Origin of the sequence: Microcoleus sp. Pol14D4 (genome assembly GCF_036701245.1) — a bacterium.
GTDB lineage: Bacteria > Cyanobacteriota > Cyanobacteriia > Cyanobacteriales > Microcoleaceae > Microcoleus.
Genome location: NZ_JAUBQM010000019.1, coordinates 55,311 through 80,008, shown reverse-complemented (window position 1 = coordinate 80,008; position 24,698 = coordinate 55,311). Strand labels below are relative to the sequence as shown.

The 24,698-nt window shown below is 46.5% G+C and carries 20 protein-coding genes; 5 read left to right on the top strand and 15 right to left on the bottom strand.

Annotated features, from left to right (window positions below; translation table 11 throughout):
• Window positions 1-196: hypothetical protein (locus QUA33_RS10100; protein ID WP_333148496.1), on the top strand; the 196-nt coding region annotated here is incomplete at its 5' end.
• A gap of 285 nt (window positions 197-481) precedes the next feature.
• Here QUA33_RS10100 and QUA33_RS10095 read toward each other — a convergent pair.
• From QUA33_RS10095 to QUA33_RS10065, 7 genes are all read right to left on the bottom strand, one after another.
• On the bottom strand, window positions 482-1,006 hold the full coding sequence (locus QUA33_RS10095; RefSeq protein ID WP_333148495.1) for a pentapeptide repeat-containing protein: 525 nt from the start codon (window positions 1,004-1,006) through the stop codon (window positions 482-484).
• A 20-nt stretch (window positions 1,007-1,026) separates the two neighbouring features.
• The gene (locus QUA33_RS10090) at window positions 1,027-2,376 is read right to left on the bottom strand and encodes an LCP family protein (protein ID WP_333148494.1); all 1,350 of its coding nucleotides are present in this window, start codon (window positions 2,374-2,376) and stop codon (window positions 1,027-1,029) included.
• Between the two features lie 14 nt (window positions 2,377-2,390).
• On the bottom strand, window positions 2,391-2,738 hold the full coding sequence (locus QUA33_RS10085; RefSeq protein WP_333148493.1) for a DUF6717 family protein: 348 nt from the start codon (window positions 2,736-2,738) through the stop codon (window positions 2,391-2,393).
• Between the two features lie 425 nt (window positions 2,739-3,163).
• The gene (locus QUA33_RS10080; protein WP_333148492.1) at window positions 3,164-4,339 is read right to left on the bottom strand and encodes an aminotransferase class V-fold PLP-dependent enzyme; all 1,176 of its coding nucleotides are present in this window, start codon (window positions 4,337-4,339) and stop codon (window positions 3,164-3,166) included.
• A gap of 63 nt (window positions 4,340-4,402) precedes the next feature.
• On the bottom strand, window positions 4,403-5,008 hold the full coding sequence (locus tag QUA33_RS10075; protein ID WP_333148491.1) for a molybdenum cofactor guanylyltransferase: 606 nt from the start codon (window positions 5,006-5,008) through the stop codon (window positions 4,403-4,405).
• Between the two features lie 119 nt (window positions 5,009-5,127).
• Complete coding sequence (locus QUA33_RS10070; RefSeq protein ID WP_333148490.1) at window positions 5,128-6,192, bottom strand: anthranilate phosphoribosyltransferase family protein; 1,065 nt, start codon at window positions 6,190-6,192, stop codon at window positions 5,128-5,130.
• A 93-nt stretch (window positions 6,193-6,285) separates the two neighbouring features.
• Window positions 6,286-7,260, bottom strand: a complete 975-nt coding sequence (locus QUA33_RS10065) for a LysR family transcriptional regulator (protein ID WP_333148489.1) — start codon at window positions 7,258-7,260, stop codon at window positions 6,286-6,288.
• Between the two features lie 613 nt (window positions 7,261-7,873).
• Between QUA33_RS10065 and QUA33_RS10060 the strand changes: the two genes are divergently transcribed.
• Window positions 7,874-11,275 (top strand): PAS domain S-box protein, encoded by a 3,402-nt coding sequence (locus tag QUA33_RS10060; protein WP_333148488.1) that lies wholly within the window; start codon window positions 7,874-7,876, stop codon window positions 11,273-11,275.
• A gap of 112 nt (window positions 11,276-11,387) precedes the next feature.
• Here the strand turns inward: QUA33_RS10060 and QUA33_RS10055 are convergent, their stop codons facing one another.
• Window positions 11,388-12,704 carry a HEAT repeat domain-containing protein gene (locus QUA33_RS10055; protein WP_333148487.1) on the bottom strand — a complete coding sequence of 439 codons (1,317 nt, stop codon included), beginning with the start codon at window positions 12,702-12,704 and terminating at the stop codon, window positions 11,388-11,390.
• Window positions 12,705-12,912: 208 nt separating this feature from the next.
• On the opposite strand from QUA33_RS10055, the gene QUA33_RS10050 reads away from it, so the two are divergent.
• Window positions 12,913-13,782 carry a lipid kinase gene (locus QUA33_RS10050; RefSeq protein ID WP_333148486.1) on the top strand — a complete coding sequence of 290 codons (870 nt, stop codon included), beginning with the start codon at window positions 12,913-12,915 and terminating at the stop codon, window positions 13,780-13,782.
• Between the two features lie 90 nt (window positions 13,783-13,872).
• On the opposite strand, the gene QUA33_RS10045 is transcribed toward QUA33_RS10050, so the two are convergent.
• The 4 genes from QUA33_RS10045 to hemW form a co-directional block, all read right to left on the bottom strand.
• Window positions 13,873-15,438: an FAD-dependent oxidoreductase gene (locus tag QUA33_RS10045; protein WP_333148485.1), complete on the bottom strand. Its 1,566-nt coding sequence runs from the start codon at window positions 15,436-15,438 to the stop codon at window positions 13,873-13,875.
• A gap of 194 nt (window positions 15,439-15,632) precedes the next feature.
• A complete protein-coding gene (locus tag QUA33_RS10040; RefSeq protein WP_333070296.1) occupies window positions 15,633-15,905 on the bottom strand; it encodes a DUF1830 domain-containing protein in 273 nt (90 codons plus the stop codon).
• A 153-nt stretch (window positions 15,906-16,058) separates the two neighbouring features.
• Window positions 16,059-16,277: a hypothetical protein gene (locus QUA33_RS10035; RefSeq protein WP_333148484.1), complete on the bottom strand. Its 219-nt coding sequence runs from the start codon at window positions 16,275-16,277 to the stop codon at window positions 16,059-16,061.
• A 226-nt stretch (window positions 16,278-16,503) separates the two neighbouring features.
• A complete protein-coding gene (hemW, locus tag QUA33_RS10030) occupies window positions 16,504-17,871 on the bottom strand; it encodes a radical SAM family heme chaperone HemW (RefSeq protein WP_333148483.1) in 1,368 nt (455 codons plus the stop codon).
• Window positions 17,872-18,246: 375 nt separating this feature from the next.
• Between hemW and QUA33_RS10025 the strand changes: the two genes are divergently transcribed.
• On the top strand, window positions 18,247-19,326 hold the full coding sequence (locus tag QUA33_RS10025) for a PIN/TRAM domain-containing protein (protein ID WP_333096317.1): 1,080 nt from the start codon (window positions 18,247-18,249) through the stop codon (window positions 19,324-19,326).
• A gap of 416 nt (window positions 19,327-19,742) precedes the next feature.
• Here the strand turns inward: QUA33_RS10025 and QUA33_RS10020 are convergent, their stop codons facing one another.
• Window positions 19,743-20,315 carry a Uma2 family endonuclease gene (locus QUA33_RS10020; protein WP_333148482.1) on the bottom strand — a complete coding sequence of 191 codons (573 nt, stop codon included), beginning with the start codon at window positions 20,313-20,315 and terminating at the stop codon, window positions 19,743-19,745.
• A gap of 90 nt (window positions 20,316-20,405) precedes the next feature.
• Window positions 20,406-22,616, bottom strand: a complete 2,211-nt coding sequence (locus QUA33_RS10015) for a Tex family protein (protein WP_333148481.1) — start codon at window positions 22,614-22,616, stop codon at window positions 20,406-20,408.
• 162 nt (window positions 22,617-22,778) lie between these two features.
• Between QUA33_RS10015 and QUA33_RS10010 the strand changes: the two genes are divergently transcribed.
• Window positions 22,779-23,618: a Uma2 family endonuclease gene (locus QUA33_RS10010; RefSeq protein WP_333148480.1), complete on the top strand. Its 840-nt coding sequence runs from the start codon at window positions 22,779-22,781 to the stop codon at window positions 23,616-23,618.
• A 95-nt stretch (window positions 23,619-23,713) separates the two neighbouring features.
• On the opposite strand, the gene QUA33_RS10005 is transcribed toward QUA33_RS10010, so the two are convergent.
• On the bottom strand, window positions 23,714-24,646 hold the full coding sequence (locus QUA33_RS10005) for a class II fructose-bisphosphate aldolase (protein ID WP_333148479.1): 933 nt from the start codon (window positions 24,644-24,646) through the stop codon (window positions 23,714-23,716).
• Between the last annotated feature and the right edge of the window lie 52 nt (window positions 24,647-24,698).

The window sequence follows — 24,698 nt, the reverse complement described above, 5'->3', positions numbered from 1 at the left end:
GCCGCTTTTATCAACAAGGTATGCGGGCCGCAACCCTTATACAGTCTATCTCGTAGACCTTTTTGTCACCCCCCCAGGATTTTTAGAGTTGCTTTACGGCAGAAATCTATTATACACTAAAAACTCCCAAACGATTGCACGGCAATCGTTTGGGAGTTTTGTGTTTCCGAATCTATCTTCCTTTACCTCTGCTTGAATATCTGCGGAATGTGGGTTCAAACTCTGCTGCTGGGCTTGGGACACCGCAAGACTTTTCGGTACACGATCGCAGGTGGTGATGCACTGGTTTTGAGACATCTTAGCAGCAATTATTGCATTTGACCACCCCAGCCGCGCTGACAAATCCATAAAACATCTCGTTTTTATCTTTATTCAGCAAGCCCTATGTAGGGTGTGCACTGCACACTTTACCGCGATAAATGTAACCGCTATAAGTAGCCCGTAAAACCCATTTTTGTGTAATTCCTGTAAGTGTAAATATTTAGGGACATCCCAAACTTTCACGGGTAGAAACTCCCGTCACGGGATTGACACCATCTGCTTTTTCGCACAGGATAGTTACTTGATAAGCGTCGATAATCGCGTCAGTAAAATCTGCGCCAGAGATTGCAGCATCAAAAAACCGAGTTCGAGTCATAATTGCCTCGGAAAAATTAGCATTCGTCAAATTAGCGCCGTCGAATGTAACTCTATCTGCCAAAGCACCGGAGAGGTTCGCACCTGATAAGTTGGCATTTAGTAAAACTCCCTTAGTCAAAATCGCATTAGTTAAATCAGCACCTTGAAAATTTGTTCCCCGCATTTCAGCAGCGACAAATGTTCCCCCCGCTAAATTCGAGTTGGAAAAATCGCGATCGGACAAATTAATATTTGTGTAATTAATATTTGTTTTCGGCAGGGCAAATGCCGGAGTAGCACTCAGCAGCACCCACCCCAAAGCCAACACTAAACTTACAAACAGGCTCAGGAAAATTCTGAAAACACTTTTCACAGATATTGCGCTCATGGTAATTGACTCATGACTAATTAAAATCGCTTTACCCAATCTTCGCCAACGCGAAGCGTCAAGTCAGAATTGATTTCACCGGTAGAAGATGCTTCAATTTTACCGCCTCCTAATTCTTTTTGCAGTAGATTCGCTGCCTCTAAATCGCCTTGCTGAACAATAATTTGACTTTGACGCTCCTTCTGGGGTGAATCCTGCACTACAGATACATTAAAAAAGCCCTTTTTTGTGAGAAACTCACCAACGTTTTTTGCCGTTGTCGGTTTGCTAGAAGCGTTTTGGACAGCTATTTTGAGGTTTTTGGGCAAAACGGACTCAGTTGGATTGCGAACTCGTCCTTGTGCAAAATCCGGCACGCTCTGGTTGAAATATTGTGTCATAATGCGCTCAAGCCCGATCGCATCTACAATCCAATAACTCCTCAAATCGGCTTGTTCTGAACTAGAACTTCCAGGCAACATTACCATTTTAAAATTCTCTCGATCCAATTGCAAACCAAAATTTGCCAGCGTCAATATTTCCTCATAATTTAGGTTTGTATCCACATATTTTTGCATCAATCGCACAATTTGTGGCAAGCGCACCAATACTGATGGACTTGTGAGGCGGTTCCGAATAGCTTGAATTAAAGATTGCTGTCGCTGAATGCGGCCGATATCTCCTAAACCATCGTTGCGAAATCGAGCAAATTGTTCTGCTTGTTCTCCGTTGAGAGTTTGCCATCCCTGGGCTAAGTTTATTTTTAACTTTTGGGCGCTATCTGTATACGACATGGCGCGAGGTACAAATACCTCAATTCCGCCCACTAAATCGACTAATTCCCGAAACGCATTGCTGCTGACTCGCACGTATCGTTCTATTTTCGTATTGTTCAGCATACTGCTAACCAATCGCGTCGCCAAAGCTGCTCCTCCTCTAGCATTGGCTTCGCTAATTTTGCTGAAGCGAATTCCGGGAACTTCGACTTTAGTATCTCGCGGAACAGAAAGCAAACTAATAGATTTATCTCTAGGATCGAGGTGAAATAAGAGTATTGTATCGCTGCGGCCCTCAAAAATTTTAGGGCCATTGGCTGCAGCTTCAGGCACGCCGTCAATTCCCAATATCAAGATATTAACTGACCGCGACAGGCGGTATCCAGAGCGGTTGGAGGATAGATAGTCAAAGCCAGTCGCCTCTAATACTCTATTGATAATTGGGGGTTCCACGGGAGCTAACAGGGCAGTAATTGCCCCCATTGTGGCCGAGATGGCGGCGGTGAAGACTAGGAAAAATAGCCCCACTATATACAGGAAGAATTTAGGCTTTTTTCGAGAGGTTTGATCGACTGGTGTAACAAAGTCTTTTTTAAAAATTGACAAGTTTTTCATTGACTTGCTGTTGGTTATTGCAGTTTTTCAGCTTTGCAGTAAAACTTGGGCGGTGCTTCTGGAAAGTATTTGAACATAGCCGGACACAGCCAGCCTTCGAGATTTTTCGATTCCCACCGATACCAGTTACCTCCGTACTCTGCTTTCAACCACAGCATTTCTGCTTGATATCCGGGAAATGGATGGGCTGAAAATAAAAGTCGGAAACCTTGAGCGGCATTGGGAATCTCTGCGACGAGCGCGTTAATCATTTCGGGGACGCCCTGAACAAATGGTTCTCGGACAAGTCCGACTCGCTCGTCGTCAAAAACCCAGGTGTACTGTTCGCGATAGGGGTAAATTACCATCATGGCATTGGACATGGTATTCGCCTCTTTTCATTTCCTTTTTTTTGTATGCAAAAATGCAAGTGTGGATACATTATATTCTGTTGCGCGGAAGTTGTGCGCTATCCGCTTTGACAACCCTGTTTTAACTTAGAATTTTTCGCGGGTTATTTACAAATTTTATTTGGTTTGGGCGGATGGGCGAATTTTAGGGCTATAGGGCTTTATATCTATTTTTGTGTGTTTTTGGGTTTAGGTAAAAAATATTCTAATAAGGCAAAGAATAAAGGTGATTTATTGCTGGATTTGTACTCTTATGATGCCTGTTTTTATAACCTTTACTACATTTATAGTAAGGAAAAACAGTCTGTATTCATCCCAACTATGAGAACCTATCTCCAACTACAAACCTATAACTGTTTGTAGCTGGGTGTGATGTTTCTTATTCGGGAAGATCCAGCTCAATTTCTCGTCAGCTCAACCAGGGCATTAGCTAAATATTGATACTGCGGCAAAGTATTATATAACTGAGCCGAAATCCTCACCAACTGCTTGCTAGCATCCGGCCAAGGAATCACCGGAACTTCAATTTTAAAAATCTCCCATAGCGCCTCTTGCAAAGGTGGAATTCCTCCCTTTGCAACCACATCAGACTGAGAGTCTGCCAGTGGCACAACAGCCATCGATCCCACCATTTCATCAGGACAAGGCAGCGGCAAATCTAATTTGTCCGCCAATATTTTTCTCCCCGCCAATGCTAAAGCATGATTCTTGGCCCTCAATTCCGGCCAGCCGCCGCTCAACAAAGAACCCATAAAATCAATAGCTACAGGCACGCACAAATAGGGACTCGGATCGACTGTTCCTATCCAATCAAATTCTAATTGAAAGCGCGATTTATCAGCGCGGGGCGAGTTAGCACCGTGACTGATCGTAGTTGGCCGAATGGCATTTTGCTTGTCGCGCCGCACGTATAAAAAGCCCGCACCTTTCGGCGCGCACAGCCATTTGTGGCAATTTCCGGTATAGTAAGCCGCGCCAATTTCATCTAAATTCAGTGCTACCATTCCCGGCGCGTGAGCTCCGTCTACTAATACATCGACGCCACGGTTAGCTAACTCGCCGACTAATTCTTTGATGGGAAATATTAAGCTTGTTTGGCTGACAACGTGATCTAATAAGGCTAACTTTGTTTGCGGTGAAATGCACTTAATTATTGCTTCAATAATTTGGTCAGGTGACTCAATAGGAAAGGGGACTTCTGCTACTATTACTTTAGCGCCTGTACGCTCGGCTACAAAATTAAGTGTGTTGCGACAAGCGTTGTATTCCTGATTTGTAGTTAGCAATTCGTCGCCAGGAGAAAAACAGAGCGATCGCAAAACTGCATTTACTCCCGTCGTCGCATTCGGCACAAACACCAAGTCATCCTCAGCCGCACCGATAAATGTTGCTAACTGATTTCTTGCATTATCCAACAAGGGCTCAAATTCCCGCAGTAAAAAGCGCAATGGTTCTCTTTCCAGTTGTTCTCTAAAAATGGTTTGCGCTTCCAGTACGGGAATCGGACAAGCCCCAAAAGAGCCGTGATTGAGAAAAGTTATATCGCGATCGAGCAACCAATATGCGTTAATCATTAGTAATTAGTAATTAGTCCGTAGTCATTAGTCATTAGTCAGTTAACGGTCAACAGTCAACAGTCAACCGTTAACCATTTTACCTTTTAATTTCTCAAACTCTTCTAATGTATTGCAATTCGATAACATTACTGCTTCTCGTTCCCCTACAGGTAAAGGGATTGCGGGAATTTGATTTAACCAAACTTGAAAAGAACGTCCACCTTTGTCAATAAAACTTTGCAAACTGGGCAGAGCTTTTTGGCGGTAGAAGCCGCACAAAGGCTCCCAGCGCGAATTTTGATAAGGCACAACTGCTAAAGTTGATGGGGGAAATTCAGTTAACTGACTGGCCCAATTCTGAATAATCTGGGCATCCAACAAAGGCAAATCGCAAGCTAACAGTAAAATCCACTCGGTGGCAATTTCTGTCAATCCCTGAGTCAATGCAACCAATGGCCCGGAGCCTGGATTGTACTCTACCAGAAATTGGGATGTTTCGGTTAAGGTCGATCGATAGCGATCGGGCCAAGCAGTCAGAACATAAACTTCGGGGGTTACAACTGCGGCAACTTCCAACGCCCGCTGCAATAGGGATTTGCCCTCAATTTCCAGCAGAGCTTTATCTCTACCCATCCGCGAACTTTGACCGCCTGCAAGCACAATTACAGCAATTTTATGATTAGTCATTAGTCAGTAGTCATCGAATTGTCTGTTTTGAACAGGCAAGATGCCTGTTCCACAATAATTATTGGAGATGTTTAGTAGTCAGTAGTTAACGGTCAACGGTCAACTCTCGGTAGTCATTCTTAACTCAAAACACTAACGGCTTGGCTAACTTCCTCAAGTTTTTGCACGACTTTACCGCTACTTAATAAAGTTTCGGCCTCAATCAAACCTGAGTTCATATCCAAACACACTCCGCTGCGCCACAGATAAAATCCGCCGTTCCAGATAGCAGACTGCATCACTTCCGAGGGTTTTCCCAGCAACACTTCCTGCATTTGTTTGAATAACTCAGAGGCTGATTCAAAGGCAGGATTTGTGCTGCTAAAACCGTAATCTCCGTGGGCCAAAAGCACTCGCTCGAAGTCAGTGTCCGGCTTAGCAATGCCGATAATCGCAGTACGATCGCGCGGCAAATCGCAGCTTCCCTCCAACCCCTTGACAGTGGTATAATTTTTGATTCCGCGCAACTCAAAGGCTTTTTGAAACATACCTTCTGTGGGCGGGTGGACGTAGCCGGAGATGACATTAACGTCGCCGGCACAGGGACACCACATCAACTCCATTGTGGAAAAAGGTGGTCGTTTGCCAATTTCGCGGCGGTAGGGTACTAAGGCCGCTGCTTGAGGAAAATGCTGGGGAAGGTAAACAAAACCTAAACCCGTACTGTCAAAAACTTGCTGGACTTTTTCTAAAGTCAGTTTTCTCCAGTCTACTCCCAAACCGCGCCAAATTTCAATCAGGGGAATGCCTTCCTTGGTTGGCATGGTATCGCCCCCGTGCATGAGGCTTGGGACGCCAGAGGCGGCTAAAATTAGGGCTGTTAAAGGGCTAATTGGAGCCGTTCGCGATCGCCCGTCGTAAGCAACGCCAAACACGGCGACGGTAGAGACTGAAAACCCTTTTTCTCGGTTTGGGGGGGCAAGCATAGGGCCCAATTCTTCATAAGCATCGAGCATTCCGGCTAATTCTTCCCCAGTGGGTCGTTTAATGCGGTGGGCAATCATAAAAGCTCCGATTTGAGCCGGTGTTGCTTCCCCCAGCAGCATCATCCGCGTGGCTGCTGCTGCTTCGGAACGAGTTAAGTTTTCTCCTGTGTGTACTCCGCTGCCAATTTTTCGCAGCAATTCTCTAAATGCGTCACTCATAACTTTTGAAGTTAGTAATTGGTAGTTAGTAATTGGTAATATTTGAATCGTTTTAAATTTAAAATTCCCAAAATTCAATTCAAAATTATCTAATTAACTGCCTGATTTTTCTAGCTTGATTACATCAAGTGGCGGCACAAATTCGCGTACCAGATTCCAGAAATGGGCGATCGGCGGAATTTGCATTCGATCGTGAGTTGTCACTAATACCACTTCGCGAGTCCAAGTGGGATCTGCGGCCAATTGACCGATCGCCGAAACCTTGGAATTTGACCGCTCTTGGGCGATCGACCGCACTGCTAAAGTGCGATCGCCCTTCGCGTCCACCAAAGCTGAATGCGGCAGCAAAGCAATCAATTCTCCCTGTCGCACCACACCCCGAAAAGCATCAAGAGTGTTGAGTTCCAAAACAGCATGAAGTTTAGCACCGATGCGTCCAAATTGTTCTTGCACCATCCGCTGCATTCCGTACCCGTCCTTAAACACCACTTGCGGGTAACAAATCAATTCCGGCCAAGGTACTCGATCGTACTCGGCCAGGGGATGACTAGCGGCCATCAACACCTCGATCGGCTCATTGTAGAGCACCTCAACCAACATTTCCGGGGCTTGAGTAAAATAGCGGTTGTTCATTACCACCGCTATGTCCACCAAACCGTCTTTAAGGACTTTCAGAGCTCGATCGCTCCCGAGGGAAGTCACCCGCAACTGCACGTCTGGATAGTCGCGGCAAAACTTTTGCAGCACAGGCGGCAAATAAGCAGCGCAAACCGAGTGAATCGCAGCCACGCAAAGTTCCGGCTGCTTTCCCGCCCGCAAGTCTCCCAATTCTTCAGCAGCATTTTGCCAAGTCTGACATATTTTGCGAGCGTGAGGTAACAGGCATTCCCCTCCCACAGTCAGTTTCGCGTGGGCTGTGCGGTGAAACAGCGACAAACCCACTTCCGCTTCTAATCCCTGCACTTGGCGGCTAATAGTCGATTGGGTAACGCCGCACTTCCGGGCCGCTTGCTGAAAGCTACCAGTTTCAGCAACTGAAAGAAATGCTTGAAGCTGCTCTAAGCGCATGGAGGTTTAATTCGAGATGGTTTCAGAAATTTTACTGGAAGATAATCTGTGACATTAACCGATTTAGTAGCAGAATTTAGTAGACTTTGATACAGGTACAGATTAGTTTTGATTCAGGGGCCAGAGGCGGGGATGCTACGCTCCAAGCATCAATCTGCTCCGGCAGGATTTCTAAGCCTCCAAGTAGAAGTCGGTTCTCCTATGTTGAAAGGATTTCTGAATCGGCAAACTTATCAAAAAATAGATTCAATAAAGATGAGTTTATCGAATATTGCCAGTTGCTAGCTAAACCGTTTCAATGAACGGCACTCTAGTAATCCCTTCATCAAGTGAGTCCAATCGATCTGTTTTTACGTCAGTTGTGAATTCAAAAGATAGCATTGAATTTCGTACATCCTTGGGAATTATAGTACCTCACTCTCCCTAAACCTCTCAATAAATGTACGAATATTGCAGGCCGGTTAAATCCTGCTATGAACTTTCCTCCCCGAACTAAAGTCACTCTTGTTTTATGTTTTTTTGTGTATAAACTAGAAATTAGCGGGTCAGCAACACAAGTGCAACTAGGATCGATCGCACAGGAAAGCCGAAATGCTGCCATTTTATTAAGATTATGTCATTTAACCACAATTTTATTCTGCAAGGCGGATGTTGCCAGTGGCAAGCCCAGTTGATGGGACTGCACGCGGTCAGCGATGTGTTAATTGCCTTGGCTTATTATTCAATTCCAGCAATTCTGACATACTATGCCCGGAAGCAGCCGGACGTGCCTTTGAGTAAGGCATTTCTCCTATTGGGAGCCTGGTTTTTCTGGGGCGGGACAACTCACTTGATGCAAGTTTGGATGCTGGTGCATCCCAGCGAATGGCTGTCAAGTTCGATCGCCGCCTTAACCGCTATCATCTCTTTGTGGGCTTTAGCGTCCCTGATACCCTGGATTTCTCAATTCTTGTCTTTGGCTGGAGCGGCCTCTTTTGCAGGAAATACCGCGCTGCGAACCCAAAAGGTCGATCGACAGCAAGCCGACTCTGCTATTAAAAATTCCTTCCCATCCCCCACAAGCGAACTCCAGCAAATTAACCAGCAATTGCTTGCAGAAATAACACAGCGCGAGCGAGTCGAAGAACTCCTGCTTGACGCTGTAGACAAGTTGCAAGAAAGCGAAGAACGCTTCCGCGTTTTTCAGGAATTATCTCTAGACGGATTTAACGTGTTCCGCAGCATTCGCGACGAATCCACAATTGTGGATTTTGAATGGGAATACGTCAATCCCGCAGCGGCAAAAATTCAGCAGAGTACCCCTGAAGAATTAATCGGCAAGCGATTGCTGCAAGTGCTGCCCGGCCATAAAGATAACAATTTGTTCGACCGTTACGTCGAAGTTATAGAAACAGGAATTCCCCTCGAAACCGAGATTTATTACAACAGCGAAGGCATTGTCGGCTGGTTTCGGATTATGACCGTTAAATTGGGCGATGGCATTGCTATTTCTTTTGGGGATATTACTAAGCGCAAGCAAGTAGAAGCATCCCTGCGCGAGGCGCTGCAAAAACTAACTTCTCATTTTGAAAATACCCCCCTAGCGGTGATTGAGTGGGATGAAAACTTTCGGATCAGTGGGTGGTCGCCTGCGGCAAAAAAGATTTTTGGTTGGGACAAAATAGAAGTTTTAGGCAAGCATTTTAGCGAATGGAAATTTATCGATCGGGGGGATTTTGAAGAGGTAGAATCTGCAATTTATAGTTTAAAAAACCCAGAAAATCGCTGCAATGTAGTTCGCAACACGAATTATAATAAGTGGGGTTCGTTGGTACACTGCGAGTGGTACAATTCGGCTTTTTACAGCGATTCTGGACAGTTGATATCGGTGCTGTCTCTGGTTTTGGACGTGACGGAACGCTTTAAATTTCTAGAAGTGCTGCGACAGTCTGAAGAGCGGTTTCGGATTGCGGCAGAAAGTGCCAGTGATTTAATTTATGAATGGGATATCGAAACCGGGATCGTGCTGTGGTTCGGTCACGTAGACGAACATTTGGAGTACGCAAAAGGCGGATTTCCGAGGACAAGAGCAGCTTGGAACAGTATTGTTCACCCGATCGACCGCGATCGAGTTTTGGCAGCGGTCGATCGGTATTTGAGTGCGCCAGACAGTTCTGCCGCCCCATTTTTTCAGGAATACCGCGTTCGCTGCCAGCGGGGCCGCTTGCTCCACTGGATCGATCGGGGCAAAGCAGTGCTTGACAAACAAGGCAATCCCTGCAGGTGGATCGGCGTGATTAGCGACATCACCGCTCGCAAAGAGGCCGAAGAACAGAGGAATTGGGCATTGGCCCGCGAACAGGCCGCCCGTCGCCAAGCCGAAGCCAGCGAACAGTTGTACCGCGTCCTCGCTGAAGCTATCCCGCAAATAGTTTGGACTGCCAGACCCGACGGCTGGCTCGACTACTACAACCAGCGCTGGTTTGAATATACTGGCTTGACGCTGGAGGAAACTCAAGGCTGGGGGTGGCAGCTAGCCATGCATCCAGATGACGTGGAAAATTCCGTAGAAAGCTGGAAGATCTCGGTGGAGACAGGGAAGACTTACGAGGTGGAATACCGCTTTAAACGGGCATCTGACGGAGCTTACCGCTGGCATCTGGGCAGGGCATTGCCCGTGCGGGACGCTGACGGGAAAATTCTCAAATGGTTCGGGACTTGTACTGATATTGACGATCGCCAGCGATCGGCCCAAACAGCCTATTTTAGCGCTCAAGCTTTGGCTTTGCTGTCGTCGGCTTCCCTGGATTACGAGAAGGCGCTGCAAGGTTTGGCAGATTTAACAGTACCGGCGCTGGGGGATTGGTGCTGTGTGCATTTGCTCGATACCGACGGCTCGATCCGCTTGCAAGCAGTTGCTCACTCCGATCCCAGCAAAGTGGCTCTGCTGTGGCAAATCGATCGGCGTATGCCGCTAGACCCCCATGGACGGCACGGAGTAGCAAAGGTGCTGCGGACTGGTGAGTCGAAGCTCTACCCAGAAATACCGGAATGGGTGATCGAGGCGGTTGTGCCAGACAGGGAACTGCAGTTGGTGCTGCGATCGCAATCCCAGGTTCTGTCGGCAATCTGCGTGCCGCTGATCGCTCGTGGCCGGACGCTGGGAGCGATTTCGCTGCTGTGCGGGGAGTCGGGCCGCCGCTGCGGGCAGGACGACTTGGCTTTGCTGGAGGATTTGGCGCGGGATGCGGCGGTGGCTATCGATAATGCGCGGCTTTATCGGGAAGCAGACGAGGCCAACCGGATTAAAGACCAGTTTTTGGGAACGCTTTCTCACGAGTTGCGGACGCCTCTGAATGCGATTTTGGGCTGGGCCCAGATGCTGCGGCAGCGCAAATTGAGTCCGGAAAAAACGGCTGTGGGTTTGGAGACTATTGAGCGAAACGCGCGGTTGCAGACTCAGATGATTGAGGATTTGCTGGACGTTTCCCGGATTGTGAGTGGCAAAGTCTGTTTGAAGCTGTGCCCGGTGGATTTGGCACGGATTGTAGAAACGGCCGTGAAGGCGCTCAGCCCTGATGCTGAAGCTAGGGGAATTGAAGTGGTGAGTTTTTGTGGTGAAGGGGTGAGCTTGGTGAGGGGCGATGCTACTCGTTTGCAGCAGGTGGTGTGGAATTTGCTCTCGAATGCTATTAAGTTTACGCCGCCGTCGGGTCGCGTGGAAATCACGCTATCGGAGGATGGGGAACCGGGAGCAGCGGGTGGCGCCATGTTATCTGGGCCGTCTCCGGTTCACTCTGTTTCGATCGTTGTCAGAGATACCGGAATTGGCATCAGCAAGGAGTTTTTGCCCTTTGTGTTCGATCGCTTCCGCCAAGCTGACAGCACTTCTACGCGCAATTACGGCGGTCTGGGACTGGGATTGGCGATCGTCCGCCATCTCGTGGAACTCCACGGCGGCAGTGTCTGGGCCGAAAGTCCTGGGGAAGGACTCGGCTCGACTTTCGGAGTGCGGCTGCCAATTGAGCAGAGTTAAAGTTTTGATTTTTCAGTTATTGAGTTCACCATTCAATATTTAAGTTCTACGTAAGGTGCTTATGGCGCACCCTAAATTTAAATGTTTTCCGCAAATCCGCTCGCTCTTGGTTTTATTGCCATTCCTGCAATGCGATCGCAATTCCTTGTTTCAATATTGGTTCGAGAGTCTCTTGTTTCACTAAGTTTTCTAATTTCTGCCTGGCCTCGGCAGCACCTAGCTGTTTGAGCGCTGCCATGCAGTGCAGCCTGACGCTGCTGTCTGCGTCGCCCAACATTGAAATAAGAGCTTCTAGCCCTCTGATATCTCCTAATTTTCCTAAACCTAAAGCTAAAGATTTTTTGCTAACTGCCTCCTGCAGTGCCGGATGACCTGTTTTTAACAAATCAATCAGAATTTCAGCAGCAATAGCTTTTAATTCCGGCTTTTCTACTCGCCCTAAAACAGTGACTATCTCTTGATAAACAGTAGAATTTATGCTAGTAAATGGCGCCCTTAAAGTCTGATGCAAATATGCTAAAGCGGTTGCAGTTTCCATCCAGCTTAGGGCGCGCACAGTTTCGATTTGCAATTCAGCCGGAGTTGTGGGCGATCGCAGCAATTCAAATAAAGCAGCCGCTGCAGCATCGGTTTTCACTCGCCCGATCGCGATCGCCGCTTGCTGACAAACTTCTAATCGGATGTCCGAAAGTAAAGGTTTGAGCAAGTTAACTAAATCTAATTCTGCGTCTAAATAGGCGCGCGCGCCAAGAGCTCGCACGGCTTCTTTTCTGACTGCTGTCGCAGGATCTTTGAGTGCTGCTACCAGCACCGGCGGGATGCGGGAGTCGTGAAAGTTGCTCAGGGCCTCGATTGCGGCTGCCCGCACCGCAACTTGAGAGTCTGCGACTACGCTCAACAGCGGCGGGATGGTTTCGGTGCGCCGAATTTGGGCGAGTGCCGCTGTGGCCAACTGTCGCGAGTCTTCTTGCTGCAAGAGAGTTGCGAGGGATTCTATGGCTGTCGGACCAAAATTCCCTAGGGTTTCGGCGGCGATTTGGCTCAATTCTTCGTCGGAATTTTTGACCAATTCTACTAAAGCTTGAATCACCTCCGGGCGATTCCCTACGGGATAGCTTTGCTTCACGAACTTTCCGAGAATGCGGGCGGCGAACCACCGGGGTTCCGTGTCTGCGTCTTCGTCTTCGAGTACGGCAATTAAAGGTGCGATCGCGCCATTTCCCAAATTTGGCAATACTTTAGCAATTTCCCAGCGGTCTTGAAAATCGCCCGATTTTAAGGCTTCTATTGCTAAACTGACAGCTTGCTCTAAAATGTGTTGTTCCTGCGGCTTGCTACCGTCGGCTGTCACTTGCTGCAAGCATTCAACTAACAAGGGCCAGTTTTGGCGATCGGCAGCGACTTGCGCTTCTTCAAAAAAATTAGACATAATTTTAGTTTTACTTCTTTAAGGAGCTAGCGGAGAACGCAAGATACTTTTTAGCAATCTTTTGTTACAATTATCCATTTTTTGACATATTTGTCAATCGAGCATAATTGGTAAAATCGCAATCAAGCATTAATGTGAGCCGTTTAACCCATCAAGCTATAATTTTGGTAATTAAAAACACTCAATATTCCCCATTAAAAATCAACAAATGAACAAAGCTCTACTTTTAGTAAACCAGCACTCCCGAAAAGGGCAAAAGCTATTATCTCAAGCCACTGTAGAATTAGAAGCACTGGGTTTTGAGCTAATGGTAGAATCTACGGATCACGCCCGCGAACTTCCCGACACAATTCGCCGCTACCAAAATCGAGTTGAATTAGTAATAATCGGCGGTGGCGACGGCACTCTCAACGCTGCCATAGAAGGTTTGACAGACACCAAGTTACCCTTGGGTATTTTGCCGATGGGAACTGCTAACGACCTAGCCCGCACTCTGGGAATTCCTACAGATTTACCCGCAGCTTGTCAAGTAATCGCCAGCGGTAAAGTTCGGCTCATAGACTTGGGTTGGGTGAACGGCCAGCATTTTTTTAATGTGGCAAGTTTGGGATTGAGCGTGGAAATTACCCAGCGGCTGACTAAAGACGTAAAGCAGCGCTGGGGAGTTTTAGCTTATGCTTTTACTGCTTTGCAAACAATTTTGTCAGCGCGACCGTTCCGAGCAGAAATTAAGGTAAAAAACCAATCTTTTAATGTAAAAACTATTCAAATTGCCATTGGTAACGGCCGCTACTACGGCGGTGGCATGACCGTTGCCGAAGATGCCACAATCGACGACAAGCGACTAGATTTATACAGTTTGGAAATAAAAAAATGGTGGGAAATCATTGCTTTGCTGCCAGCTATGAGGCAAGGAAATCATACAAGTTGGCCTAACGTTCGCGCCTTGCACGCTCAAGAATTTGAGGTTAATACTAGCAAACGCCGTCCGATTAATACCGACGGTGAAATCACAACTCACACACCTGCAAAATTCCGAGTAATTCCCCAAGCTTTAGCAGTTATAGCTCCTTCATAACTCATAATTAATATATCAGTTAACTGGTTCCCAGGCTCCAGCATGGTAACGAGTAATTTTATTGTGCAACAGGCCGGAGAGGCTGTTCACTTAATAATCGCCTCCAGCGCCATATTGCCATGCTTCAACTAATCGGTGCAAATAGTATTGCTGCTGCGGTGCTAATTTTTTTACCTGCGGTTCTACGGCTTTCCCCAAAGGATACAATCCCGTATAAATTCCTAAATTTAAGTAATGAACCATCCAATCCAGCAAATTAGCTATTCCAACCTGCGGGATAATTTTCATAACTAATCCGGGATGGCTAACTGCTGTTTTAAACAGGGTTTGTGACAAAGCCGGAAACAGCACGATATCTTGAAGAAACGGTTTGAGTACGGGTTCTCCCAACTCTTCCATTACCTGAAACACGGCAGCCAAAAGTTGATTGATTTGATTGGGGTCTATTTTTTGATTCATCGCAGCACTCATCGAACGCTGAAACAACCAGGTAACTGATAGATTCGGCTGATAGGGTTGCAAAAGTGCGAGGGAATTTTTGTCGAGACTGTCGCTTGTCAAAGCTTCCTCAATTCCTAGAGTCAAGCGTTTGAGGTGCCGTACCATTGCGCCGAAACCGCCGAAGCTGAGGGGAGATTGGCTACCACTGCTATCTCCGACTGGGAGTATGCGATTCCAAGGCATTTTTAGAGGACTTTGGCGATAGCAGGGGAAGAATCCGTAAAGTGCTCTTTGGAATTTTAACTGTTCGAGTTCGACGTTTTGGTATTGGGGAAGCAAGCGCAAATACTCTTCAAATAATGTTTCTAAACTGAATCTTTCTGTGTCGGCGTCTATGTATGTAAATAAGTAGGTGGTGCGGCCGTCTCTGGCTGGAAATGCTTCCCAAAAATATTGGCACTGATTTTGCATTGGGGTGAAGGATGCAAATATATCCCCAGTGTCGTTTTTGGGGTATCCTCGAGCGCAACTGCCGACTACTAAACATACGGCGTCTGGTTTTTTGCCTTGTCTTGCTTGGCGCACAATAGGCGAAAAATGTCCCATTGCGTCTAATAATAATCTGGTTTTAAATAAGTTTGTAGCAGGTTGTGTATCGGTATTTGCAGATTCTACCAAGACTCCATCCGGGTGAATGGTTGCTGTTTTAAATGGTGTATTTTCAAATAGCCTTCCTCCAGCTTGGAGGAATCGCTGCTTGAGGGTTTCTAGGAGGTACACTGGGTCGATTCCGATGTTGAGTACGTCCCGCACCCAGATGTCGGGGGTGTTTGCAAAGCTGATTCTGGCTGGGTTGTATTCGGTGGCTATGGCTTTTTCTATCTCTTCAACAGATAGCAAATTTAGTTCTAAGAATGCGTCTAATTCTTTGCGAGAAATGTTCCATTCTTGATCGCGGCCTCGCAGGGTGCCGCGTTCGAGCAGGGCTACTCGCCAACCCCGCACGGCTAAGGCTGTACCGATTAATATTCCTAGGGTTCCGCCGCCGATAACTATGTCGAAGTCGAGGGTTTCGAGGGGTTGTTGGCTGTATTTGACTGCTTGGGGTGCTGGTGCGGTGTTTTGTTTGAGGTTTTCCCAGAGTCGATCGACTTTTCTCAGGCCTCCGAGGGCGTCTCCTGGCAGTTGGGAGAGGATTTGTTCGGTGAGGGACATCGGGTTTTAGTATTAAACAGTGGTGGATTTTTTATAATTTAGCTTAGATTAACATTTGCGACAGTTTCAGCGCTGAGGCATCGGTGGCGAGAATCACGGAGTTTTTATTATCATACAAATAATCACACAGAGAAACCCGGTTTCTGAAAAAAACCGGGTTTCTACCTCTCGTTGGTAAGTCTGGGGAATTATCTTCAATCAGCCGTGCTTAATTCTTCAACTCGCAGCCGATCGCACAAAATTCGCTCGCACACTATAGCACCAGTCTCCGCACTCCTGCAAACTTCTAACTGAGCTTCCGGCAGCGCTTCAAACAAAAAACGTTCTCCCGGAAACACCGTCCTCTCAAAATACCAATTAGGAATATTTGTAATGCGAGCGATTTGCACTTTGCTAGTATTATTGAGATACCAACACAAAATGCGCGTATGACCTTCGGAAATTACCTGATTTAGTGTCAAATTCATTTTTTTAACTTGTTTGTGCAATTGTGCGAACGATACGGAGACTGGTCTAGATCGAATATAGCATATTACAAATTAAAACACAATTTTTATAGTTTTTTTTACATTGTTTGGGTTAATTAATAAATTTTGCCGGCAAACATCAGCGCCTTCCACCTATTCCCAAGAAGGTGCAAAAGCTGGCAGTGCTAAAGTGCAAGATTTCCATCCTCCTCTAACAGGTGCGTTCAACAATTGACAGTGACCAACTGAACCTCTTGCCTGTTGGTAGTGACCGCAAAAATTACACTTGGAAGCCGGATTGCACCCGCGCTCGCTAATTACAAGGCAGGGCTGGTTTTGGGTTTGGTTGCGCTCGATAGTTAAAGTGTTCATTGAAATTACTTTTTAAATGTTCAGTCTTAAGTATGACGGATTGAATGCAGTCGTGGCGTCTATCTCAAGGCTTAGTTCCCTTTTAAGTTTTGTTTAGGGATCGATGTAAAATATATTATTTTTGAGATGATCGAGCTAGGGAGCAATTGAATATTCTTTAGTCGCATTGACGGCCCCGGCTTTAGCAAAGCTCGCGCTTGCCTGAGATATACTTCCTCAGACAGAGCTAATTATCGTCGCCTAACTTGCTGAACAAATCGGATAAAATTGTATTAGAAAATAAAAAACCTTCGGGATCGCTCAACCTCAAATTGCCCGAAAGTGGCAGTTTCGCGCCGTCGCCTAAAGTTGCGTGAAGCGAAGCTATGCCGTAGGGAATCGCCCCCTCCTCCGTCATAATTTCCACCCATCCTTGCCGCCAGTAGGGCTGCAAACAACGCCAAATTTTATCAACCGTTTGCTGAGTAAACTTTTGAGTCAGCGCCGACAGGCTAACTCCTTCTGCTAAACGCAAACCTAGCATCAGCGTTTCTAACAAAACGTCATTTTTTGAAACTTGAAAATTTTGCTCAATTTCTAGGTCAATATCTGGCTGGGTTTCCCCTCCAAGTTGTTCGGTAGCAGAGGAATTGAGGCGAGAGATCGATCGCACCCACTGATAATATTCTTGAGTTTTGCGAGGCCTGGTCAACCTCCGGCCTTCCACATAACTCGCCGCCCCCATGCCCAAGCCGTAATAAGGGCGATTTTCCCAATAAACGCGGTTGTGGCGGCACTGATAGCCATCGCGAGCGTAATTAGAAATTTCGTAATGTTCGTAGCCAGCCCCCGTCAGAATTTCCCTTGCTAAACGGTACATTTGAGCAGCGGTGTCATCTGCAGGCAGTGGCTGTGCGCCTGCTTCAAAGTAGCGCCCGAAAGCAGTTCCCTGCTCAACAATTAAGTCGTAACTCGACAGATGAGTCGGGCTAATTTCCACCGCCGATTTCAGGGAAGCTTCCCACTGTTCTAAAGTTTGGTGCGGCAGTCCCGAAATCAGGTCTAAACTGAAATTGACAATACCAGCCGATCGCACTATTTCTACTGCTTCAAAAATTTCTGCTACCGAGTGCGATCGTCCGCAAGCTTGCAGCAATTCATCCTGAAAAGCTTGCACTCCCAAACTAACTCGATTTACTCCCGCCGCTGCATATCCCCGCAACTGTTCTAAAGTAAACGTACCGGGGTCTATTTCTATAGAAATTTCCGCCCCAGCAGCAATCCCAAATTTGCCGTCGAGAGTCTCCAAAATATTGCTCAACTGACTCACTGAAAGCAGCGAAGGCGTGCCGCCACCCAAAAAAACTGTTTTCAGAGATGCGCCTAAATTTTTAGTTTCTTGAATTTCTTGACAGAGTACGGCAACGTATTGCACAATTGTGCCGGAATTATCGCCATTTTTGCGATCGCCCACCACAAAAACCGGAAAATCGCAGTAGTAACAGCGGCGCCGACAAAAAGGTATGTGCAGGTAAGCCGAAGTGGGAATGCTGGGATTTGTCGCTTGCACACTTTTTTTTAATTCAAATGTTAAATAATCAGTGATAGGGTTCATTACATTTCAAGCCAAAAGCGCAACTTCAAATCTAAAGTTTTAATTAAACAATCATGAATAATTATGTATATTATGACATTTGCTTACCAAAAAAGCGCTGCGAACGATCGGCTCTTGTAATTTAACCTCGTACCAGTTTCGCTCCGTCACAATTCCCGAACAGCCCGCAGGGCGGTTTATTCACACCTCGTGCCTGCTTTCGGCCCGGCATGGTAAATGCCGATATGCTCGATCGCACATCCCTCAGAGGGTACAACCCCGAAATATAAGTTTATGAGAATCCTTGAGTAGATATAGCCAGATCCGACCGCAGCATGAAAACAAGTATCAGCACTGAAAAGATATAATAGGAATAAATTCATTAACCTAGAACTAATGCTAGACGCAATCATAATAATCTCATTCATAATCGCAGGCGGAGGCATCGGCTATTACGGAGTCGAACTCCTGCCGAGCAATCTGCTGCTGCAAGTTACAAATATACAAGGTTTAAGTTCTGTACTAGGTTCCTTTGGAGCATTAATCGGCTTCGTGATGGGATTAGTGGCTCAAACAACCTACCGCCGGCTGGAAAAACAAGTTCGCGATATGCCAGTGGAGATGTTACTGACGCGGGCGATCGGCTTAATCATCGGACTTCTAGTAGCGAACTTAATGCTGGCTCCGCTATTCCTGCTGCCAATTCCCCGCGAGTTCGGCTTCATCAAACCTCTAGTCGCCGTCTTGGGTAGTGTCATGTTCGGCTTCACAGGCGTCAGTTTGACCGACACCCACGGCCGTGCTTTCTTGCGGCTGATCAACCCCAAAAGCTTAGACACGGTGTTGGTAGCGGAAGGGACTTTCAAACCAGCCTCTGCCAAAGTGGTCGATACTAGCTGCATTATTGACGGCCGGATTGAAAACCTGTTAGAAACAGGTTTCCTCGAAGGTCAAATTATTATCCCGCAATTCGTTCTCCAAGAACTGCAACTGGTAGCTGATTCAGCCAACGATCAAAAGCGAGTGCGCGGGCGCCGCGGCTTAGATGTACTCAACCGCATCAAAGAAACATATCCAGAACGGATTCAAATTCACTCGGCTGACTACGAAGATCTTGCCACGGTCGATGCAAAATTAGTTCGGTTCGCCTTGGATATCGACGGCATTTTGCTCACCAACGATTACAACTTATCGAAAGTAGCTACTGTCCAAAAACTGCCGGTTTTGAATATTAATGATTTGACTCATGCGGTGCGCCCCACTTATTTGCCGGGAGATACGATCGAACTCAAAATCCGCAAAGAAGGCAAAGAACCCTCTCAGGGAATCGGTTACTTGGATGACGGCACAATGGTTGTCGTGGAAGCAGGAAGCAGCTATGTCGGCGGCGAAGCCAGAGTCGTAGTCACCAGCGCCCTGCAAACCAGCGCCGGCCGCATGATATTTGCCCGCCCTCAAGAGTCCGTTATTGTTTGAAACAGAGTAACAATGGCCAGGGCAATCAGAATCAAATATTGCGATCGCTGTTCCCAATCTGCCCCGACTCTCTACCGCGCGCGGCATGACGAGTCGGGGCAGTGGTTTTTTTTGTGTCTTAAATGTTGGGAATCGGTAAGTGCAAACAATCCTTTTTACTTCTACGGCGGCACTTGGAAAGCCACCAAGAAAAAATAGCAATTACCAGCTTCTTCTTCTTTTCTCTTCCTTCGCGTCCTTCGCGTCTTCGCGGTTCAATCATATCAATATCTAATTCCGGATTATTCCAGTAATATCGTTTCCGGTTGCATCGGAATGATTTAACCGCAGAGGGCGCAGAGAACGCAGAGGGAGAGAAGAAAGAGATGAATAATTCCGATGCTACCGGATTTGATATAATTCTGGAGTAAGTAAAATCAAGTAATCTCGATCGCATCTTCATACAATGTCTCGATCGCACAGCTAAAATTAACGCTAGCAAACTGAACTTCTTGTCCTTGACTGTAAGGATAAAGCACCCAAAAACCCTCTGCATTCCGGCGAAAACACTCTACACTAACTCTTTCTTGATTGATTAATACATACTCTTGCAAACTTTCAGAAGTGCGGTAATCGGCAAACTTTTCACCTCTGTCAAAAGCCGCTGTTGTCGGCGATAAAACTTCCACAATTAAGCGCGGGTAGCGAATGAAATCTTCATCCGCATTTTTGTCTCGTTCATCACAACTCACCGCTACATCGGGATAGTAATAACAATCTGCTGCCTCAATCCGAACTTTCATGTCTGCCATGTAAGGTATGCAGCCACTCCCCCGAAGATGATTTCTCAACAGTGCAAACACATTTCCCGAAATGATGACATGAGCTTTTTTTGCCCCTGCCATTGCATAGATTTCACCTTGTCTGTACTCGTGTTTGATCGGACTGACTTTCTCGCCTGCTAAATAATCTTCAGGAGAGACGTAGGTGTCGCTTTTACTTGCAACCATATAATTTTGAGGTGGGTGAGGATTACACAATTATAGCGGTAGCTTGCGGGGCGGGACGCCATCGCCCTTTTTCACCTTTCCCCCAAACTTTTAACGTCGGCGCGGGGCCGGAAGCCTCGCGCTATTGCCATTTTGCGGTTGCGGTTTTTCTTGCAGCTTCATTGTCAAACTAACCCGCTTTAACTTCTCATTCACCTCCAAAACCCGCACTTTCACCACTTGTCCGACTTTAACAATCTGTTTGGGGTCATCTACAAAGCGATCGGCTAATTGAGAAACGTGAACCAAACCGTCTTGGTGCACTCCCACATCAACAAAGGCTCCAAAGTTAGCTACATTCGTGATTATGCCTTCTAATTCCATCCCAACTTGCAAATCGGATATTTCTGTGATTCCTGCCTGGAAAGTGGCATATTTAAACTCGGCACGCGGGTCTCTTCCCGGTTTTTCTAGTTCGGAAATAATGTCTCGGAGTGTTGGTTCACCCACTTTTTCAGTGACATATTTCTTGATATTTACAGTCTTGATTTTTTCCGATATTTTTGTTATTCCTGTCAGCGGCAAGTCTAAATCCTTGGCGATCGCCTGCACGACAGGATAACTTTCGGGATGAACTGCGGTATTGTCCAGGGGGTTTTCGCCGCCGCGAATGCGGAGAAACCCGGCTGCTTGTTCAAAAGCTTTTGGCCCGAGTTTGGGAACTTTCAGAAGTTGACGGCGATTTTTAAATGCGCCGTTTTCGTTGCGGTAATTGACGATATTTTTGGCAACTGTTGCCGTCATTCCCGATACAAATGTCAGCAGTTCTTTGGAGGCTGTGTTTAAGTCAACTCCGACATAATTAACGCAGCTTTCGACTGTTTCGTCGAGTTTCTTTTTGAGCAATTTTTGGTCAACGTCGTGCTGGTATTGACCGACTCCTATTGATTTTGGGTCGATTTTCACGAGTTCGGCGAGGGGGTCTTGCAAGCGCCGTCCGATGCTGACTGCCCCACGGACGGTGATGTCCAGGTCGGGAAATTCGGCGATCGCCACTTCGCTTGCTGAATAAATCGATGCACCGGATTCATTCACCATGACTTTAATCGGTTTTCTTTCCATTTCTGCCAAAACTTCCGAAACAAATTCGTCTGTTTCCCGGGAAGCTGTACCGTTGCCGATCGCGATTAATTCAATTTTATATTTTTCAATTAAATGCTTGACAATTTTACCAGCTTGCTGTCGCTGAGCCGCTGCTTGGTGGGGAAAAATTGCTTGATATTCTAAAAATTGCCCGGTTTCATCGAGGGCGGAAACTTTGCACCCCGTGCGAAATCCCGGATCGATCGCCAGTGTGGGTTTCATGCCCGCCGGCGCCGACAGCAGCAACTCGCGGAGGTTGGTTTCAAAAGTGGCGATCGACTCGATATCAGCGACGGCTTTGTTGTGCGATCGCACTTCTGTAATTAACGAAGTCTTCATCAGTCGGTTGAAGGCATCCTTCAAGGTCGATCGATAAAACTCTTTAACTTCCGGTATCCTAGTTCTAATTTCCTGACCTTCCAAATAAGCCATCACTGCGGATTCATCAAACGCCAGTTCCAAATCTAAGACTCCTTCCGTTTCCCCGCGAAACAGCGCTAACATATTGTGCGACTGAACGCTTCTCGCTGCAACTTGGTAATTGCGATACATTTCAAATTTAGTGCTTCCTTCCGGGAAATCATCTTTAATTTTCGAGACAAAGACTCCGGTTTTCATTAAAAACTCTCGCAAATAAGCCCGCAATTCCGCTTTTTCCGAAACCGCTTCCGCCAAAATATCCGCAGCACCTTTGAGAGCTTCTTCTGCTGTTTTAACTCCCTTTTCTTCCGAAATGTATTTACCTGCTTCCGCCTCAAAATCGGCTGGTTTAGCCGTCGGTAAGTTCAGAGACTTGATAAATTCTGCCAGCGGTTCCAAACCTTTTTCCCTAGCAATTGTCGCGCGCGTCCGCCGCTTGGGTTTGTAAGGCAGATAAAGGTCTTCTAGTTCGTTTTTTTGCAAACACGATTCGATTTTCGCTTGCAGTTCTTCAGTGAGTTTACCCTGAGAGCTAATCGTCTCTAAAATCGATTTTTTGCGCTCTTCAATTTCCGTCAGATAGGTGAAGCGATCGGAGATGTCCCGCAACTGAATTTCATTCAGCAAATCCGTGCGTTCTTTGCGGTAGCGGGCAATAAACGGAATAGTTGCTCCCTCTGCGAAAAGTTCCAGAGCATTATTGACTTGAGACAGATTAATGGAAAGTTCTTGAGCAATCAGTTGAGGAATGTCGATCATAGTGCAGAAGTTCGGGTCAGTCGATTTTAGATTTTAGATTTTAGATTGACTTCACGGAAGAGAAGAAGAAAAGTTTGAAATAAACGTTTTACAGGGTGTTTGCGCTCGTCCTGCAAGTATAAAAATGATGTTAGCATAAATGCAGTCATTGCTCAATATTATATGTTTCCTTTTAAATATCCTGTGCCGCAAACAGATCCGCCGCGATCGCCCAGAGAAACGCTGCCGACGATGTACGATTTACCGAGCGAAGATCCGGAGGAACCTGGTTTGCCTGACGAATTTCACGATTTGCAGCCGCAGTTGTTGACCCTGACGTTTCAACCTCGGAATTATCCAGCTTCTGAGATATTTAGCGGCACCGACATGAACCTTTATTATGACGTGCATCACACTCTGTGGCACAAGAGGCCGGATTGGTTTGGAGTTGTGGGAGTTCCCCGACTTTACGATCGATCCGAACTGCGGATGAGTTATGTTACTTGGCAGGAAGGCGTGAATCCTTTTGTAATTGTAGAACTGCTTTCGCCGGGAACGGAAAAAGAAGATTTAGGCGACAATACCGATGAGGAAAAGTTGCCACCTCAGTCGGGAAACACTGCGGGTAACGGGCAAGTTTTGGAGGCCGAGACGAAGGAGGAACCGCCGAGAAAATGGGAGGTTTACGAGCAAATTTTGCGGGTTCCTGTTTATGCCGTTTTCAGCCGCTATACTAACAAATTGCGAGTGTTTGAATTGAAGGGCGGACACTATCAAGAATTAGAATTGCCCGAGTCGCGAGTGTGGATTCCTGACCTAAGTTTGGGCTTGGGTTTGTGGCAAGGAGAGTTTCAGGGAATCGATCGACTGTGGTTGCGCTGGTATGATGTTGATGGCAATTGGATTCTGACTGAAGCGGAACAGCAACGGCAGCGGGCAGAGTTAGCGGAAGCTCAATTGCAGTCTTTAATTCGGCGGCTGCGGGAATCTGGCATCGAGCCCGATCGATTTTTAAACATTTAGAGAGGACTGAAGTCCTGACTAAAAACGGGTTCGCAGTCAGGACTTTTGTTTTTTTTACTTCCCAAGAAGACTGAAAGCCTCACTATACACAGGCTTTAACATTGGATCAAAACTTGATTTGTTGTGACTTGTTTGTTGCTGGTATTCTTTGCGGTCAAGTCATCCGCGTAGGGAGAGTGATGCAAATGAGCTTTACCGACAGAACCGAAAAGTTGCAGTTTGTCAGAAATGACCCATCGCATGGCATTGATAGATTTTTCCATTATTTCCAACAAATCCGGATCTGACAAAGAAATGCTACTTTTTAACACGTCCATATAAGCTTCGCGAACTTCTGTACTCACATTGAATTTCGATACCCCTAATTGAATACATTGATGAATCATTGATTCCGGCAAACCGCTAGCACCGTGCATCACTAATGGCACTGAAACAGCAGCCCGGATTTTTGCCAGACGCGGAAAATCTAGTTTTGGTTCGCTTAAATATTTGCCGTGAACGTTACCAATTGTTACGGCTAAAAAATCCACATTAGTTTCTTTGATAAACTCTACTGCTGCTACGGGATCGGTCATTTTTGCGGCTTTCTCATCGATTGTCAAACAGTCTTCCCTGCCACTAATTCTGCCGATTTCTGCTTCAACTGCCGCACCGTTAGCGTGGGCTAATTTAGTCATTTCCCGGCTAAATATTAAGTTTTGTTCGTAGGGCAAAAAAGAACCGTCTGTCATAATTGATTTAATGCCCGCACCTAGGCCGAGGTGAATGTCTTTTTCTGAGGTGCTGTGATCTAAGTGTACTGCGATCGGCACTAGAGATTTGCGGGCCGCTTCCATGCACAGTGCGACTAAAGGCGATTTTCCGTATTGGAGGGCGCTGGGGTGAAGTTGCAGTATAGCAGGACTGTGCAGCGCTTCTGCCGCATTGATGACGGCTTTTACTCCTTCGAGGTTGTAGACGTTAAAAGCGCCGATCGCATAACCATTTCTCAAAGCCGTGTTCAGCAATTCGTTAGTTGAGGCGAGCATATAGTACCTACTTTAAAAACTTTTCTGAATATCGATCATTCTATCCAAGTTT

Bases quoted from the DNA above. Each gene is read 5' to 3' on its own strand.
- QUA33_RS10055 (WP_333148487.1), bottom strand. From the start codon at position 12,704: ATGTCTAATTTTTTTGAAGAAGCGCAAGTCGCTGCCGATCGCCAAAAC.
- QUA33_RS10005 (WP_333148479.1), bottom strand. From the start codon at position 24,646: ATGCTCGCCTCAACTAACGAATTGCTGAACACGGCTTTGAGAAATGGT.
- QUA33_RS10050 (WP_333148486.1), top strand. From the start codon at position 12,913: ATGAACAAAGCTCTACTTTTAGTAAACCAGCACTCCCGAAAAGGGCAA.
- QUA33_RS10020 (WP_333148482.1), bottom strand. From the start codon at position 20,315: ATGGTTGCAAGTAAAAGCGACACCTACGTCTCTCCTGAAGATTATTTA.
- QUA33_RS10075 (WP_333148491.1), bottom strand. From the start codon at position 5,008: ATGACTAATCATAAAATTGCTGTAATTGTGCTTGCAGGCGGTCAAAGT.
- QUA33_RS10015 (WP_333148481.1), bottom strand. From the start codon at position 22,616: ATGATCGACATTCCTCAACTGATTGCTCAAGAACTTTCCATTAATCTG.
- QUA33_RS10070 (WP_333148490.1), bottom strand. From the start codon at position 6,192: ATGAGTGACGCATTTAGAGAATTGCTGCGAAAAATTGGCAGCGGAGTA.
- QUA33_RS10025 (WP_333096317.1), top strand. From the start codon at position 18,247: ATGCTAGACGCAATCATAATAATCTCATTCATAATCGCAGGCGGAGGC.
- QUA33_RS10045 (WP_333148485.1), bottom strand. From the start codon at position 15,438: ATGTCCCTCACCGAACAAATCCTCTCCCAACTGCCAGGAGACGCCCTC.
- QUA33_RS10060 (WP_333148488.1), top strand. From the start codon at position 7,874: ATGTCATTTAACCACAATTTTATTCTGCAAGGCGGATGTTGCCAGTGG.
- QUA33_RS10080 (WP_333148492.1), bottom strand. From the start codon at position 4,339: ATGATTAACGCATATTGGTTGCTCGATCGCGATATAACTTTTCTCAAT.
- QUA33_RS10040 (WP_333070296.1), bottom strand. From the start codon at position 15,905: ATGAATTTGACACTAAATCAGGTAATTTCCGAAGGTCATACGCGCATT.
- QUA33_RS10035 (WP_333148484.1), bottom strand. From the start codon at position 16,277: ATGAACACTTTAACTATCGAGCGCAACCAAACCCAAAACCAGCCCTGC.
- QUA33_RS10095 (WP_333148495.1), bottom strand. From the start codon at position 1,006: ATGAGCGCAATATCTGTGAAAAGTGTTTTCAGAATTTTCCTGAGCCTG.
- QUA33_RS10090 (WP_333148494.1), bottom strand. From the start codon at position 2,376: ATGAAAAACTTGTCAATTTTTAAAAAAGACTTTGTTACACCAGTCGAT.
- hemW (WP_333148483.1), bottom strand. From the start codon at position 17,871: ATGAACCCTATCACTGATTATTTAACATTTGAATTAAAAAAAAGTGTG.
- QUA33_RS10085 (WP_333148493.1), bottom strand. From the start codon at position 2,738: ATGTCCAATGCCATGATGGTAATTTACCCCTATCGCGAACAGTACACC.
- QUA33_RS10010 (WP_333148480.1), top strand. From the start codon at position 22,779: ATGTTTCCTTTTAAATATCCTGTGCCGCAAACAGATCCGCCGCGATCG.
- QUA33_RS10065 (WP_333148489.1), bottom strand. From the start codon at position 7,260: ATGCGCTTAGAGCAGCTTCAAGCATTTCTTTCAGTTGCTGAAACTGGT.